The sequence below is a fragment of the Streptomyces sp. NBC_00683 genome, from assembly GCF_036226745.1.
Classification (GTDB): domain Bacteria; phylum Actinomycetota; class Actinomycetes; order Streptomycetales; family Streptomycetaceae; genus Streptomyces.
Window position 1 is genome coordinate 3,056,482 of sequence record NZ_CP109013.1, and the last position, 14,346, is coordinate 3,070,827.

Here is a 14,346-nt window from a genome sequence, read left to right on the forward strand (position 1 = left end):
GTTGGGCGTGGCCGAGGGTCCCGATGGGCGGGATTAGCACATTCGGGTGACACTGCCGGGGTTCCGGCGCTCGGCGAGGGTGCGGCGGTGCGCGACGGCAGCTGTCACTCTGCGGTGGCGGTCCGTTCCGCCCCGCCCATCGCGACATCCTGCTCCGGGACGGCCTGTCCCGAACGGATCAGGTCGATCCGTCCCATCACCTTCGAGCGCAGATCGGTCGGGACGTCGTCCTGACCGCAGCAGCGCTTCACCAGCTTCTTCACGGCCTGCTCCAGGCCGTACTTCTCGAGGCACGGGGAGCACTCCTCGAAGTGCACCTCGAACTTGGTGCAGTCGCCCTCGGGCATCTCATGGTCGAGGAACTCATAGAGATGATCGAGAACCTCTGAGCAATCCGTCTCGTGCGGCTCTCCGCAGCTCATGAGGTCGAGCCTTTCCTGTCGTCCGACTCACCGGCACCGGCCGGGACGAGCCCGCGCTCACGCGCGTAGTCCTCCAGCATGCCGCGCAGCTGACGGCGTCCCCGGTGCAGGCGGGACATCACCGTACCGATGGGGGTCCCCATGATGTCCGCGATCTCCTTGTACGCAAAGCCCTCTACGTCGGCGAGATACACGGCGATGCGGAACTCTTCGGGGATCGACTGCAGCGCGGACTTCACATCGGAGTCCGGCAGGTGGTCCAGCGCCTGGGACTCCGCCGAGCGCAGACCCGTCGACATGTGCGACTCGGCACGTGCCAGCTGCCAGTCCTCGATCTCCTCGGCGGCACTCCGCTGGGGTTCGCGCTGCTTCTTGCGGTACGAGTTGATGAATGTGTTCGTGAGGATGCGGTACATCCACGCCTTGAGGTTCGTGCCCTCACGGAACTGGTGGAAGGAGCCGTACGCCTTGGCGTACGTCTCCTGGACCAGGTCCTCGGCATCGGCGGGGTTGCGCGTCATGCGCAGCGCGGCCGAGTACATCTGGTCGAGAAATCCGAGGGCGTCCCGCTCGAAGCGCGCATTGCGCTCGGCGGTCGTCTCCTCCGCACGGCCGTCGTCGGTCCCTGTGTCGGTCCCAGTGACCGGACCCACCTCCTCCAACGATGTGGCGGAACCGAAACCGGACCCGCTCGCCTCGGAGAATAGTCGACCTTGCTTCGACGCGGGCTGTCGATCCGCTCCGCTCACGGCGCGCTCGGGAGTGGTCTTGGCCGCGTGCAGGACCGTCCACTCCAGATCAGCGGTGTTCGAGCGGCGCGGGCAGATGGTCGAACCCATGCGACGGACTCCCTCTCCACGTAGGACTTTCTTGTACCGACGTCCCGAACAACAGCGGCCCCGCACGCCGCATTCCCGGGGCCCCGCCGGTGCCGGGGAGGTGGCGGAACCACGTGGCTAGGGGAGTCCGTCCAGCCATTCGGCCGCCGCACCGGTGAGGAGCTCCATGGCCTGATCCTGGGTCAGAGGGGCCTTCTTGGGTACGGCGAAGCCGTGGTCCCCGTACGGCACCTCGACGATCCGGTGCTCCCCCGGAGGGAACTCCTCGGGTCGTCCGAACGGGTCGCGCCCGCCCTGCACGACCAGGACGGGCACGCCCGCCCCCAGCAGCTCGTCCTTGCGGGACTTCTCCGGTCTGCCCGGCGGGTGCAGCGGAAAGCTCAGCGCGAGTACCGCGTGGGCACCGAGCTCCGTCGCCGTACGGCAGGCCACCCGGGCCCCCGCGCTGCGCCCCCCGGCGACGACGGGCAGCCCCGGGGCGGCCAGCGCGGGCCACAGTCCCCGCCAGCCCGTGTCCAGGGTCCGGGGTGCGGGCGCGAGCTTCTTCCCCGCCACCCGCCATGGCTGCTCCACCAGGGCGACGCTCACCCGGTGCCCGGGGAGCACGGCGGCGAGGGCCTGGAGATCCCGGGCTTCGATGCCGCCGCCCGCTCCGTGGCTGACGGCGAGCACCAGCCGGGCGTTCTCGGCGGGCCGCCAGGTGATCCTGGCCACTCCGGCTTCCGTATCGGCCGTCTCGGTCCACTGCGCTGTCTCTGCACGGGTCACGGGACCCATCCTGACGGGTCAGAAGAGCGTGCTCACCTCCGGCGCGGCCAGCTCCTCCAGCAGTTCCGGGCCGTTGTTGCGGACGTTGCTGACCGCCGTGGCCACCGGGTAGGCGCGCATGAGCCCTCCGGGCGGCGGTTCGAGCAGGGCCTTCAGCTCCGTGATGTCGGTGCGCGCCGGGTCGAGCCAGTCGTCCCAGCGGTCGGGGGTGAGCATCAGGGGCATCCGGGGGTGGATGTCGGCGAGCGCGGCGGGCCCCTCGGCGGGGGCCACGGCCAGCGGGGACGTCTCCGCCTCCGTGGTGATCACGGAGCAGGTCACCCACCAGGACTGCGGATGGTCGTCGGGCAGGGTCCGGTCCCGCCAGAACTCGTACAGACCCGCCATCGCGAAGACCGCACCGTCCGCCGGTGTGACGAAGTAGGGCTGCTTGCGGGGGCGTTTCCGCTTCCCCGTCTCCTCCAGCTGCCGCTCGTCGGCGCCGGTGACCCACTCGTAGTAGCCGTCCGCGGGAAGGATGCAGCGCCTCGACACGAAGGGGCGGCGGAAGGAGGGCTTCTCGTGGACGGTCTCCGCGCGGGCGTTGATCATGCGGGCGCCGCCTTCGGGAGACTTCGACCAGGACGGTACGAGGCCCCACTTCAATGTGCGCAGCTGGCGAACCGGACGCTGGTCGTCTGCGTCCTTCACAGGACGCTCCAGAACCGCGTAGACCTCCTTGGTCGGCGCCACGTTCCAGTCGGGCTCCAGGGTTTCGGTGGGTTCCCACTTCTCGACCCCGAAGAGCCCGGTCAGATCCTCGGGCCGCCGACTCGCTGCATACCGTCCGCACATAAGTGCCAGACTGCCACGACCGTCATGTCGAGTGGACGCCAAAGCCTCAAGTACCTCAAGGAGCCGCCCGCACCATGGACAGCACCGAACTGGGCGATCTGTGGGATCGCGTCTTCGGCACCCAGCCCGCGCCCGAGCAGTGGCTCGTGGTCGTGACGGCCACGTTGGCGCTCATCGCCGTCGTGCCGAACTTCATATGGCGGCTCTCCCGGAACGCCATCACCATCGCGCACGAGGGCGGCCACGGACTGGTGGCCCTGCTCACCGGGCGGCAGCTCTCCGGAATCCGGCTGCACTCCGACACCAGCGGGCTGACCGTCAGCCGCGGCAAGCCGACCGGCGCCGGCATGATCCTCACCGCGGCGGCCGGGTACACCGCACCTCCGCTGCTGGGCCTGGGCGGCGCCTGGCTGCTCACCAACGGCAGGATCACGCTGCTGCTGTGGCTGGCGACCGCGCTGCTCGCGGTCATGCTGGTGATGATCCGCAATCTGTACGGGGCGCTGACCGTCATCCTCACGGGTGCGGCCTTCCTGCTGGTGTCCTGGCTGACGTCGGCCGCCGTCCAGTCGGCGTTCGCGTACACCGTGGTCTGGTTCCTGCTGCTCGGCGGAGTGCGCCCGGCCTTCGAGCTGCAGTCCAAGCGGCGGCACGGCGGCGCACCGGACTCCGACGCCGACCAGCTCTCCCGGCTGACGCACGCACCGGCCGCGATATGGCTCTTCCTCTTCCACGCGGTGTCGCTCTGCTCTTTGATCGGCGGCGGACGCTGGCTGCTCGGACTGTGACGGCCCGGAGCGCCCCGCCACGTGTACCACCCTTGCGTTACATCACTATTTCGTCCCATTTGAACGGGATCTGGGTTTGCGGTGTGCCACTAAAGTGAGGGCCATGACCGAAAGTTCCGTGCACCCCGCCCTCTGGCCCGCTCCGCTTGCGAGCGGAGCCGTCGACGCGACCGTCACCGTGCCCGGATCGAAATCGGTCACCAACCGCGCCCTCGTCCTCGCCTCCCTCTCCTCCGAGCCGGGCTGGCTCCGCCGCCCGCTGCGCTCCCGGGACACCCTGCTGATGGCACAGGCGCTCCGTGCGATGGGCGTCGGAATCGAGGAGGGCGTCGGCCCTGACGGTTCGGGCGAGGCGTGGCGGGTCATTCCGGCCGGCCTGCACGGCCCGGCCACGGTCGACGTCGGCAACGCAGGAACGGTCATGCGGTTCCTGCCGCCCGTGGCCTGCCTGGCGGACGGCCCGGTCCACTTCGACGGCGACCCCCGCTCCTACGAGCGCCCCCTGAACGGCGTGATCGACGCGCTTCGGGTGCTGGGCGCCCGGATCGACGACGACGGGCGCGGGGCACTGCCGCTGACCGTCCACGGCGCGGGCGCGCTGGACGGCGGTCCGGTGGCCATCGACGCCTCCTCGTCCTCCCAGTTCGTCTCCGCCCTGCTGCTGTCGGCACCCCGCTTCAACCAGGGGGTGGAGGTGCGCCACACGGGTTCGGCCCTGCCCTCCATGCCGCACATCCGGATGACCGTCGACATGCTGCGCGCGGTCGGCGCCCAGGTCGACGAGCCGGAGAGCGGCGGCGAGCCCAACGTCTGGCGGGTCTCCCCCTCCGCACTGCTCGGCCGCGACCTGACCGTCGAGCCGGACCTGTCCAACGCCCAGCCGTTCCTCGCGGCCGCGCTGGTCACCGGCGGCCGGGTCACCGTCCCCGACTGGCCGCTGCGCACCACCCAGCCGGGTGACGCGCTGCGCGAGATCTTCACCGCAATGGGCGGCAGCTGCGAACTGACGGAGCGCGGACTCACCTTCACGGGATCGGGCCGCATCCACGGCATCGACGTCGACCTGAGCGAGGTCGGCGAGCTCACCCCGGGCATCGCCGCACTCGCCGCACTCGCCGACTCCCCCTCCACGCTGAGCGGCGTCGCCCATCTGCGGCTGCACGAGACGGACCGGCTGGCGGCTCTGACGAAGGAGATCAACGGCCTGGGCGGTGACGTCACCGAGACCGCCGACGGGCTGCTGATCCGCCCGCGCCCGCTGCACGGCGGCACCTTCCACACGTACGACGACCACAGGATGGCGACAGCGGGCGCGATCATCGGCCTCGCCGTCGCGGGGGTGGAGATCGAGAACGTCGGTACGACGGCGAAGACGCTGCCGGACTTCCCCGAGATGTGGGCCGGCATGCTCGGTGAACCCTCCGGAACGGTCGGCGTCTCGCCGGGAGCACTCGGGGCGTCCCCGGGAAAGCGCGGGGTCTGAGGACATGCGCCGCTACGGCAAGAACCCGGACGAGGACGACATCCGCGTCCGCCCCAACCGCAAGGGCAACCGGCCTCGCACGCACACCCGTCCGAAGCACGAGGACGCCCAGGACGGCATGGTCCTCACCGTCGACCGCGGACGGCTCACCTGCCTCGTCGACGGGCGCACCGTGATGGCGATGAAGGCCCGTGAGCTGGGCCGCAAGGCGGCCGTCGTGGGGGACATGGTCTCCATCGTCGGCGACCTCTCCGGCGACAAGGACACGCTGGCCCGCATCGTCCGCATCGGCGAGCGGCGCTCGGTCCTGCGCCGTACCGCGGACGACGACGATCCGTACGAACGGGTGGTCGTCGCCAACGCCGATCAGCTGGCCATCGTCACCGCGCTCGCCGACCCGGAACCCCGCCCCCGCATGATCGACCGCTGTCTGGTGGCGGCGTACGACGGCGGGCTCACCCCGCTCCTGGTCCTGACCAAGTCCGACCTGGCGTCACCGGACAAGCTCCTGGAGGCGTACACCCCGCTGGGTGTCCCGTACATCGTGACCAGCCGCGAGGAACTGGAGAACGGTGACGCGGCCGACCGGGTGCGGGAGCTGCTCAACGACCGGGTGACCGCATTCGTCGGGCACTCCGGAGTGGGCAAGACGACCCTGGTCAACGCCCTGGTGCCGAAGGACCGACGGCGTACGACGGGTGTGGTCAACGCAGTCACGGGCCGCGGCAGGCACACCACCACGTCGGCGCTCGCGCTGCCGCTGCCGGACGACCGCGGCTGGGTGGTCGACACCCCGGGCGTCCGTTCGTTCGGGCTGCACCACGTCGACCCGTCCCGGGTCATCAACGCGTTCCCCGATCTGCAGCCGGGTACGGAGAACTGCCCGCGCGGCTGCACCCATGACGACCGTGAGCCCGAATGCGCCCTGGACGCGTGGGTCTCGGAGGGGCACGCGGATCCCGCACGGCTCGACTCCCTGCGGCGCCTGCTCTCGACCCGGGAGCGGCGCGAGGGGGACTGAGGGGCGCCGGCCCGGACGACTCGCGCACGTTTGCGAGCTCCCCCAACTGGTAAGTGCATAATCGCGTCAAGCGAGACGAAGCAGTCACCTACGTGGGAGGCACCTGACGATGGCGTGGTTGCTGGTCGTGGTCGCAGGACTGCTGGAGACCGGCTTCGCCGTGTGTCTGAAGCTCTCGCACGGATTCACCCGGCTGTGGCCGACGATCGCGTTCTGCGTGTTCGCCCTCGGTAGCTTCGGGCTGCTGACGCTGTCCCTGAAGAAGCTCGACGTCGGACCCGCGTACGCGGTGTGGACGGGCATCGGCGCGGCCGGCACCGCGATCTACGGGATGGTCTTCCTCGACGACGTGGTCTCCACGCTCAAGCTCGTTTCGATCTCGCTGGTGATCGTCGGTGTGATCGGTCTGCAGCTGTCGGGCTCCTCGACCTGAGCTTCCGTACACCCCGCGCACCGCACCGCGTGTTTCAGCGTGCCGGGTGCCGTGCCAGGGCCTCGCGCACCAGTGTCACCGCGTCCGCCCCGACCGGGGACGGTGCGTGAACCGCCGGCACGATCGCGTAGGAGAGGGCGAGACGGAGCGCGATCTCACAGGTCAGGGCCAGTTCCGCGGCGTCCTGAGGAGAGCTCTGGAGTGCGGCCACTGCCCGGTCCCGGACGAGCGCGAGCAACTCCGTGGGCGTCGGCAGTGCGGCATCGGCCCGGCGCTGCGCGGGCACGACCGACGACGACGGCCCCGCGGCCACGGGCCGGGGTAACCGCTCCCCCCAGAACCCCGTGAGCAAGGCCTTGACCAGGTCGTTCGCCCGGGCGGCACGCACCGTCCAGAGGGCGAGCTCCGCCGGTCCCGCTCCCGCGGCCCCGTGCGCGCCGAGGGCCCGTTCCGCCCCGGCCAGATAGCCGTCGGCGGCACGCCGGACCAGGGCGCGGGCCAGGCCGTCCTTGCTGCCGAACTCGTTGTAGAGGGTCTGCCGGGAGACCCCGGCGGCGGCTGCCACGTCGACCATGCGTACCGCCGTCCACGGCAGCCTGGACAGTGCCGACAGTGCCGCGTCCAGCAGGGCTTCTCGCGCTGCAGGCATCGTTGCCTCCCACGCCGGGGAATCTGCGATTCAGAGTTGACGCGCTCCCCCGCACTGTCAAGGGTCCGCGCACCGGCTTCCGGCAGCACTCCTGCACACGGGGCCGTGTAGCCCGGACGAGTGCCTGTGGATACTGTGACGGCATGCCCGACTACCACGATGATCTGCGCCTCGCCCACGTGCTGGCGGATGCCGCCGATGCGACGACGATGGACCGGTTCAAGGCTCTGGACCTCAAGGTCGAGACCAAGCCGGACATGACGCCGGTGAGCGAGGCCGACAAGGCCGCCGAGGAGCTGATCCGCGGCCACCTCCATCGGGCCCGCCCACGCGACGCGATTCTGGGCGAGGAGTACGGCATCGAGGGGACCGGTCCGCGCCGCTGGGTGATCGACCCGATCGACGGCACGAAGAACTACGTACGCGGAGTGCCGGTCTGGGCGACGCTGATCTCGCTGATGGAAGCGGGTGAGGACGGCTTCCAGCCGGTGGTCGGCGTGGTGTCCGCGCCCGCGCTGAACCGGCGCTGGTGGGCGGCGAAGGGCGCGGGAGCGTTCTCCGGCCGCAGCCTGACCTCCGCGACGCGGCTGCACGTGTCGAAGGTGGAGCGCATCGCGGACGCGTCGCTCGCGTACTCCTCGCTGACCGGGTGGGAGGAGCAGGGCCGGCTCGACGGCTTCCTGGATCTGACCCGGGCCTGCTGGCGCACCCGCGGCTACGGGGACTTCTGGCCGTACATGATGGTCGCCGAGGGATCGGTCGACATCTGCGCGGAGCCGGAGCTCTCGCTCTGGGACATGGCGGCGAACGCGATCATCGTCCAGGAGGCGGGCGGGCAGTTCACCAGCCTGGACGGCGTCCCCGGTCCGGGCGGCGGCAACGCGGCGGCTTCGAACGGGACGCTCCACCACGAACTTCTGGGTTATCTGAACCAGCGCTACTGACCGGGCCGGACCGGGCCCCCGACGCGGCCCACCGCCTGAGCAGCCATGCCGGGAGCCCGAGCGGGCGCACCGGCACCACGAGGGGCGTGCCGCACCACCGCACGCCCCTCGAACGGTCTTCGCCACCCCTTGTTGCCGTCCCCCAACAGTGCGACTCTGAGAGTCCCCCTACTTGTGAACTTGTGAATCGGCTCACGTAGTCGCTTCACGAAGGAGGTGGCTCCCTTCATGCTCGTCCGTGACGCCATGAGCACGGTGGTTCTCACCATCGGCCCGACCCACACCCTCCGCCAGGCCGCCCGGCTGATGTCGGTCCGCCGTGTCGGAGCAGCCGTCGTCCATGACCCGGACACCTGCGGGTTCGGCATCCTCACCGAACGCGACATCCTCAACGCGGTCGGATCGGGCCAGAACCCCGATGTCGAGACCGCCTCCAGTCACACCACCACCGATGTGGTCTTCGCCGCCCCTGTCTGGACCCTGGAGGAGGCGGCCGAGGCCATGACGCACGGCGGCTTCCGGCACCTGATCGTGCTGGACGACGACGGACCGGTAGGCATCGTGTCGGTGCGCGACATCATCCGCTGCTGGGCTCCGGCCGCGCGCCGCCCTCCGGTGGAGCTGGTCGGCTGAGCGGGGGCACCGCGCGACCGGCCGGCTCCGCGCACGGAAGCCGGCCGGTCGCGTGGGGACGGAGGTCGTCGCGGGCGCGGCCGAGGTGCGCCGTACGCCTGTCATGACACCGTTCAACTGCGGCCCAACACCCCGTCAATTCACGTCAAGCACCTGCGAGGCCGGGCCGCTCGCCTGATCCGTCGCCGGGCCCTCGATCCATCCCCGACGCGCGGCGATCACCCCGGCCTGGAAACGGTTGGCCGCGCCCAACTGCTCGTGCAGCCTGCTGATCCGCCGGCGCATCGTCCGCACCGACCAGCCCAACTGGCGTGCGATCGCCTCGTCCTTGAGGCCGCTGACCAGCAACGTCAGCATCTGACGGTCCTCCTCGCCAAGCGGGTCGTCCACCGGGGCGTCCAGCGGGGTGGCCGTGCGCCAGCACAGTTCCCAGTAGTCGATCAGCCCGTCGAGCAGCGCCGACGGCCGGATCACGGCGGCGCGTACGTTCTCGGTGAAGTCCAGGGTGAGCGGCATCAGGGCGAGCCGGCGGTCCGCTATCGCGAGCTTGATCCGCAGCCCGGGCAGCACCCGGGCGTGCTCACCGTGCGCCACGAGCTCCCGGATGTCGCCGAGCACACCGGGCCACTCCAGGGCCTCGGGGGCGTACACCGCGCGGTAGCGCACCCCGCGCGAAAGGGCCGCCGACTCCACCGGATTGGATGTGGTGAGCGCGTACGGCGGACGGTCCAGCGTGATGACCTCGTTGCGCGCCTCCTGCTGAAGCCGTACGAACCACCGGCCCAACGCCTCACTGCCGTCGACCACTTCGACCTGTTCCGAGCTGCCCTGCCGGGCCGTGGCGAAGAGCCGCGACAGCTCTCCGGCCGCCGATCGCACCCCGTCCAACTCGGCGGTACGGGCCCGTACGAGGGCATCGACCGCCCCGTTCGGATCGATCGCGGCATAGCGGCGACGGGTACCCGAAAGGCGTCCGACCAGGCCGTTGTCCCGAAGTCGGTCCAGGGCGCGGCCGGTGCGCTCGGGCGTGGACCCCAGGTCCGCCGCGATGTCCGCGGGGCCCGCGGTGTGCCGGACGAGAATGGCCCGGTAGACGCTCTCGTCGAACGGTTCGATACCGGCTGCGGTGAGTTGGGACATGCGGCGGATCATGGCCCGTGTGTGCCAGTGACAGCAATGGGCCAGCCCAAATCGTTGTCCCGACCCTGCCGTGGCGATTAGTCATCTGTCATGGCAATCCCTCGGGTCCCTCGTTCACCCCGCCCCATTCGAAGATCGGGCCGGCCTCCCCGGCGCGCACTGACGACCGGAATCGCGCTGACCGCCGCACTCGGCGGACTGCTCGCCGCGGCTCCGGCACCCGCGACCGCCACCCCGGCGAACGACCCCGCGCAGCGGGTGATCGTGACCCTGACGGGTGCGGCAGCCGCGTCCGGCGGCAGCGGACTCCGCTCGGCCGACGCGGGCACCGTCGCCTCCGCCCGCCGGGCGCTGGCCGGACGCCAGCAGTCGTTCCTCGACGGTGCGAAGCGCGCGGGCCTGCATCCGGGCTCGCCCCGCAAGCTGAATCTGCTGGTCAACGCGGTGGCGGTGACGGTCAAGGCCTCCGAGGCCGAGGCGCTGCGGGCGCTGCCCGGGGTGGTCTCCGTCCAGCCCGACGCCAAGGTGAGGATGTACACCGACACCAGCGTGCCGCTCATCGGTGCCCCGGAGGTCTGGAAGCGCAAGGACCCCGGCGGCAAGGGGGCCGACGGCAGCGGCGTGACCGTCGCCGTGCTCGACAGCGGGGTCGACTACAGCCACCCCGACCTGGGCGGCGGCTTCGGCGAGGGCCACAAGGTCGTCGCGGGCCACGACTTCGTCAACGGCGACGACGACCCGATGGACGACAACGGCCACGGCACGCACGTCGCCGGGATCATCGCGTGCAGGGCCGCGGCCAGGGGCGGCGTCACCGGCGTCGCACCGGGGGCCGCCCTGACCGCGTACAAGGTCATGAACGCCAACGGAGAGGGCATCACCTCCGACATCGTTGCCGGAATCGAGGCCGCGATCGACCCGGCCAACCCGCACCGCGCCGATGTCATCAACCTCAGCATCGGCGGTTACGGCGACGGCAGCGATCCGCTGGGCCTGGCGGCGACGGCCGCCACCCGGGCCGGAGTCGTGGTCGTCGCAGCCGCGGGGAACGAGGGACCCGGATCGGGCACCGTCGGCTCGCCCGCCGCGGCCGACGGAGTGATCGCGGTCGGCGCCTCGGTCAGCGGGCTGCGCCTGCCGGGTGCCGTCTACCGGGACGGCGGCAGGATCCAGACGTACCGCGGTGTCCTGTCCGCCAACCCGCCCGCGAATCCGCTCACGACCGAACTGGTCGACGTGGGCCAGGGCGCTCCGGAGGACTGGGACCGCGCCGGGGACGTCGAGGGCAAGGCCGTACGCCTCGACATACCGGTGGCCCAGCAGGTCCAGGACGTCACCACCTGGGAGATCGAGCAGGCCCGCGAGGCCGAACGGCGCGGCGCGGTCGCGCTCGTCGGCGGTTCCTCGGGCGGAGGCCCGGTCCTGTCCGTACCCGAGGGCCGGACCGCGGACACGGACCCGCTGCGGCTCCCCGCGGACAGCGCGGGCGTCAAGGAATCCGGCGACTCGATGCGGATGGACTCCGTCGTCATGCTCGGCGTCGACTCCACCCAGTACGCCGAGCTCTCGGCACGTCTGGGCGCCGGGAAGGTCGAGATCACCCTCACCGGTACGGATGTGACGGACCGGATCCCGTCGTTCTCCTCGCGCGGCCCCGACCTCGGCTGGAACCTCAGGCCCGACCTCGTCGCACCCGGTTACGACATCCTCTCCACGGTCCCCAAGGCCCTCTATGCCCCCGGCTACTACCGCATGTCGGGTACGTCGATGGCGGCGCCGCACGTCGCGGGGGCCGCGGCCCTGATCCGCCAGCTCCACCCGGAGCAGACCCCTGACCAGGTCCGTTCCGACCTGGTCGGCGCCACGGAGAAGGTCGCGGACGGCGAACCGACGAGCTACGGCTCCGGCCGGCTCGACCTCCCTGCCGCGGCGGACGCGGCCGCCGCAGGCCTCACGACCTCGCCGAGCTCCCTGTCGTACGGGCTCGCCGACACGGCGGGACCGTCGGTCGGCGGGACCCGGAAACTGACGGTGAACAACGCCTCGGACAAGACCCGTTCGGTGCGTCTGCGGGTCAGCGGCGACGCGACCGTGAGCCCGCGGACGCTGCGCGTCCCGGCGGGCGGGAGCGCCGTCGCAACGGTGACCGTGCGGGCCGACCGGCCTGCCGGCGAGGCGGAGATCAGCGGCGAGGTGACGCTCACCCCGGCCGGCGGCACGGCTGTGCGGGTGCCCTACCTCCTCGTCGTACGACAGCTCTTCGTCCAGGCGGGCCCCGATCCCAGCGACGGCAACTCCGGGGTCGCGATCTTCACTCCGGCCCCGCTCGCCGAGGCCCCCGTCGTGACGGTGAAGCCGCCGCACGGCCACAGCCGTGAGATCAGGGCGACCCTGCGGTCAGGCAATGTCTACGAGGCGCGGGTGACCGGAGCGGGCGAGGGCACGCACCTGGTGTCCGTCCGGGCGCGGACCACCACCGGTCAGACCCTGCGCGGCAGCGACGGCTTCGAGGTCACGCCGCCGGACAGCCGCCGCAGCCGCTGGACACCGGTCGGCCCGTACGACGCGAGCGGGCAGATCACCGTCGCGGCGAACAGGCCGGGGCGGGCCGCGCTCACCCAGGACTCGAAGGTCGGCCCCTGGGTCACCGACGACGGGGACAACTGGCGCCAGCTCGACCGGCTGCCCGTCACCGACCAGGTCGGCGCGGGAAGCCTGGTCATCGACGCGAGGAACGCCGACCGCTGGTGGTACACGGTCAACAGCGCGAGCAATTTCCCGCGGACGTCCTCGATCCTGCGGACCGAGGACGCGGGCCGCACCTGGCAGACCCTGGACACCCCCGACTCCGTGATCAACCAGCTCGTCGCGGACGAGCGCACCCGCACCCTGATCGCGGTCACGGAGGGCGGACTGCAGATCAGCACGGACGGCGGTGACCACTGGTCGGCCGGACCGACCGGAATACCGGGCACGGTCTACGACGCGGCGATCGGCGGCGACACCCTGTACTTCGCCACCGGCGACGCGGTGTGGGCCCGGTCCGGAGTCGCCTCGGGCGTGCTCGGCGAGGCACGGCAGGTCTACGACTCGAAGGGCTCCCCGACCGTCGAGATCACCGCGGACAGCGAGGTCGTGGCGGTGCACGTGATCGGTACGGGCGTCGTCGGATCCCACGACGGCGGGGCGAACTGGTCCCTGCTCATCGACCCGGGCTACGGCGTCAGCGGACTCACCGCAACCGGTGGGGACCTCTACCTGGGAGCGTCGGACGGCATCCGGGTCGGCCGTGACCACGGGCGGAACTGGTCGCTCCTGCCGGGTGTCAGCACCACGTCCGTGCTGACCGATCTCGACCGCTGGAGCGACGGTTCGCTGACGCTCTCCGCCAGCAGCAACGGCATCTACCGAGGTACCGCGAAGGGCGAGGACTACCGCCGTATCGGCATCCAGGGCGGCACCGTCAACGACCTGGTGGTCAGCGGCGACGTCCTGCTGGCGGCCGACGACATCGGCACCCAGCGCACCACCGTCCCCGCCGCGGATCCGGACTGGGGCACCACGGGTGGCGAGGGCACCATCGGCAGCGGCACCTCGGCGCTCGTCGTCTCCCCGCAGGACTCCAGGGTGCTGTGGCGCACCCAGGCGGACGCGTTCGGCGGCTTCTCCGTCGAGCGCAGCGGGGACCGGGGCCTGACCTGGGAGGCGAAGGGGAACAGCTCCGGTCAGGTGACCTCGCTCGCCGTGCACCCGGCAGACCCCGACCGGGTGTACGTCGGGTACGGGAACCAGCAGAGCACCGGCCTCTTCAGCACCGAGAACGGCGGTACGACGTGGAAGAACCTGATCCACGACAGGTACTTCACCGCCGTCTCCGGTGACCCCGGGAACCCGCGGGAGCTGCTGCTGGGCGCGCCCGACGGCCTCTACCGCTCGGACGACGGCGGCGCGACGGTCAGCAAGGTGACCGACGGCCGTGTCGACACCATCGAGCGCACGGGTTCGCAGCTGCTGATCGGGGGCGACACGATCCGGGTCTCCGACAACGGCGGCCGGACGTTCCGCACCGCCGACACCGGCCGGCTGCCCCTGCGGGTGAGCGACATGCTCAAGGTCGGTCACACCCTCTATGCGGCGACCACGAGCGTCTGGGAGACGGCGCTGCCGCGCGGCGGCCGGGGTGTGCTGCGCTCGGACGACGGCGGGCGGAGCTGGCAGAACATCTCCACGGGCCTCCAGAATCTGGATGCCACCAGCCTGGCCACGGACGGCCACCGGCTGTACGTCGGGACGGTCCAGGGGGGTGTGCACCGGCTCACCCTGTGACGGGAGCGCACACAGAAGTGCGGGGTGGGGCAGCGGATCCGCTGCCCCACCCCGCACTCGTGTCCG

13 protein-coding genes are annotated in these 14,346 nt (G+C 71.2%); 7 read left to right on the forward strand and 6 right to left on the reverse strand.

Annotation, left to right across the window (positions count from 1 at the left end):
• Positions 1 to 104: 104 nt before the first annotated feature.
• The 4 genes from rsrA to OG257_RS13370 all read right to left on the reverse strand — a co-directional run bounded on the left by rsrA (position 105) and on the right by OG257_RS13370 (position 2,863).
• Complete coding sequence (gene rsrA, locus OG257_RS13355; RefSeq protein WP_329207562.1) at positions 105 to 422, reverse strand: mycothiol system anti-sigma-R factor; 318 nt, start codon at positions 420 to 422, stop codon at positions 105 to 107.
• A complete protein-coding gene (locus OG257_RS13360; RefSeq protein ID WP_329215066.1) occupies positions 419 to 1,075 on the reverse strand; it encodes a sigma-70 family RNA polymerase sigma factor in 657 nt (218 codons plus the stop codon). Before OG257_RS13360 ends, rsrA begins: the two co-directional genes overlap by 4 nt.
• 303 nt (positions 1,076 to 1,378) lie before the next feature.
• Positions 1,379 to 2,038 carry an alpha/beta hydrolase family protein gene (locus tag OG257_RS13365; protein ID WP_443054384.1) on the reverse strand — a complete coding sequence of 220 codons (660 nt, stop codon included), beginning with the start codon at positions 2,036 to 2,038 and terminating at the stop codon, positions 1,379 to 1,381.
• A 9-nt stretch (positions 2,039 to 2,047) separates the two neighbouring features.
• On the reverse strand, positions 2,048 to 2,863 hold the full coding sequence (locus OG257_RS13370; RefSeq protein WP_329207565.1) for an SOS response-associated peptidase: 816 nt from the start codon (positions 2,861 to 2,863) through the stop codon (positions 2,048 to 2,050).
• A gap of 74 nt (positions 2,864 to 2,937) precedes the next feature.
• On the opposite strand from OG257_RS13370, the gene OG257_RS13375 reads away from it, so the two are divergent.
• The 4 genes from OG257_RS13375 (at position 2,938) to OG257_RS13390 (ending at position 6,588) form a co-directional block, all read left to right on the forward strand.
• Positions 2,938 to 3,651: a M50 family metallopeptidase gene (locus OG257_RS13375; RefSeq protein WP_329207566.1), complete on the forward strand. Its 714-nt coding sequence runs from the start codon at positions 2,938 to 2,940 to the stop codon at positions 3,649 to 3,651.
• A 103-nt stretch (positions 3,652 to 3,754) separates the two neighbouring features.
• Positions 3,755 to 5,134, forward strand: coding sequence for a 3-phosphoshikimate 1-carboxyvinyltransferase (gene aroA / locus OG257_RS13380; protein ID WP_329207567.1), 1,380 nt, complete (start codon positions 3,755 to 3,757; stop codon positions 5,132 to 5,134).
• Positions 5,135 to 5,138: 4 nt separating this feature from the next.
• Entirely contained in the window at positions 5,139 to 6,155 is a 1,017-nt protein-coding gene (rsgA, locus tag OG257_RS13385; RefSeq protein ID WP_329207568.1) for a ribosome small subunit-dependent GTPase A, read from the forward strand.
• Positions 6,156 to 6,264: 109 nt separating this feature from the next.
• Complete coding sequence (locus tag OG257_RS13390) at positions 6,265 to 6,588, forward strand: DMT family transporter (protein WP_329207569.1); 324 nt, start codon at positions 6,265 to 6,267, stop codon at positions 6,586 to 6,588.
• A 34-nt stretch (positions 6,589 to 6,622) separates the two neighbouring features.
• Here the strand turns inward: OG257_RS13390 and OG257_RS13395 are convergent, their stop codons facing one another.
• Complete coding sequence (locus tag OG257_RS13395; RefSeq protein ID WP_329207571.1) at positions 6,623 to 7,237, reverse strand: TetR/AcrR family transcriptional regulator; 615 nt, start codon at positions 7,235 to 7,237, stop codon at positions 6,623 to 6,625.
• Positions 7,238 to 7,380: 143 nt separating this feature from the next.
• Here OG257_RS13395 and hisN point away from each other — a divergent pair, with 143 nt between their 5' ends.
• Both hisN and OG257_RS13405 read left to right on the forward strand, forming a co-directional pair.
• On the forward strand, positions 7,381 to 8,181 hold the full coding sequence (gene hisN / locus OG257_RS13400) for a histidinol-phosphatase (protein WP_329207573.1): 801 nt from the start codon (positions 7,381 to 7,383) through the stop codon (positions 8,179 to 8,181).
• 228 nt (positions 8,182 to 8,409) lie between these two features.
• Positions 8,410 to 8,814: a CBS domain-containing protein gene (locus tag OG257_RS13405; protein WP_329207575.1), complete on the forward strand. Its 405-nt coding sequence runs from the start codon at positions 8,410 to 8,412 to the stop codon at positions 8,812 to 8,814.
• Between the two features lie 135 nt (positions 8,815 to 8,949).
• Here the strand turns inward: OG257_RS13405 and OG257_RS13410 are convergent, their stop codons facing one another.
• The gene (locus OG257_RS13410) at positions 8,950 to 9,954 is read right to left on the reverse strand and encodes a helix-turn-helix transcriptional regulator (protein ID WP_329207576.1); all 1,005 of its coding nucleotides are present in this window, start codon (positions 9,952 to 9,954) and stop codon (positions 8,950 to 8,952) included.
• Positions 9,955 to 10,044: 90 nt separating this feature from the next.
• On the opposite strand from OG257_RS13410, the gene OG257_RS13415 reads away from it, so the two are divergent.
• Positions 10,045 to 14,280 (forward strand): S8 family serine peptidase, encoded by a 4,236-nt coding sequence (locus tag OG257_RS13415; protein ID WP_329207578.1) that lies wholly within the window; start codon positions 10,045 to 10,047, stop codon positions 14,278 to 14,280.
• Positions 14,281 to 14,346 lie beyond the last annotated feature (66 nt).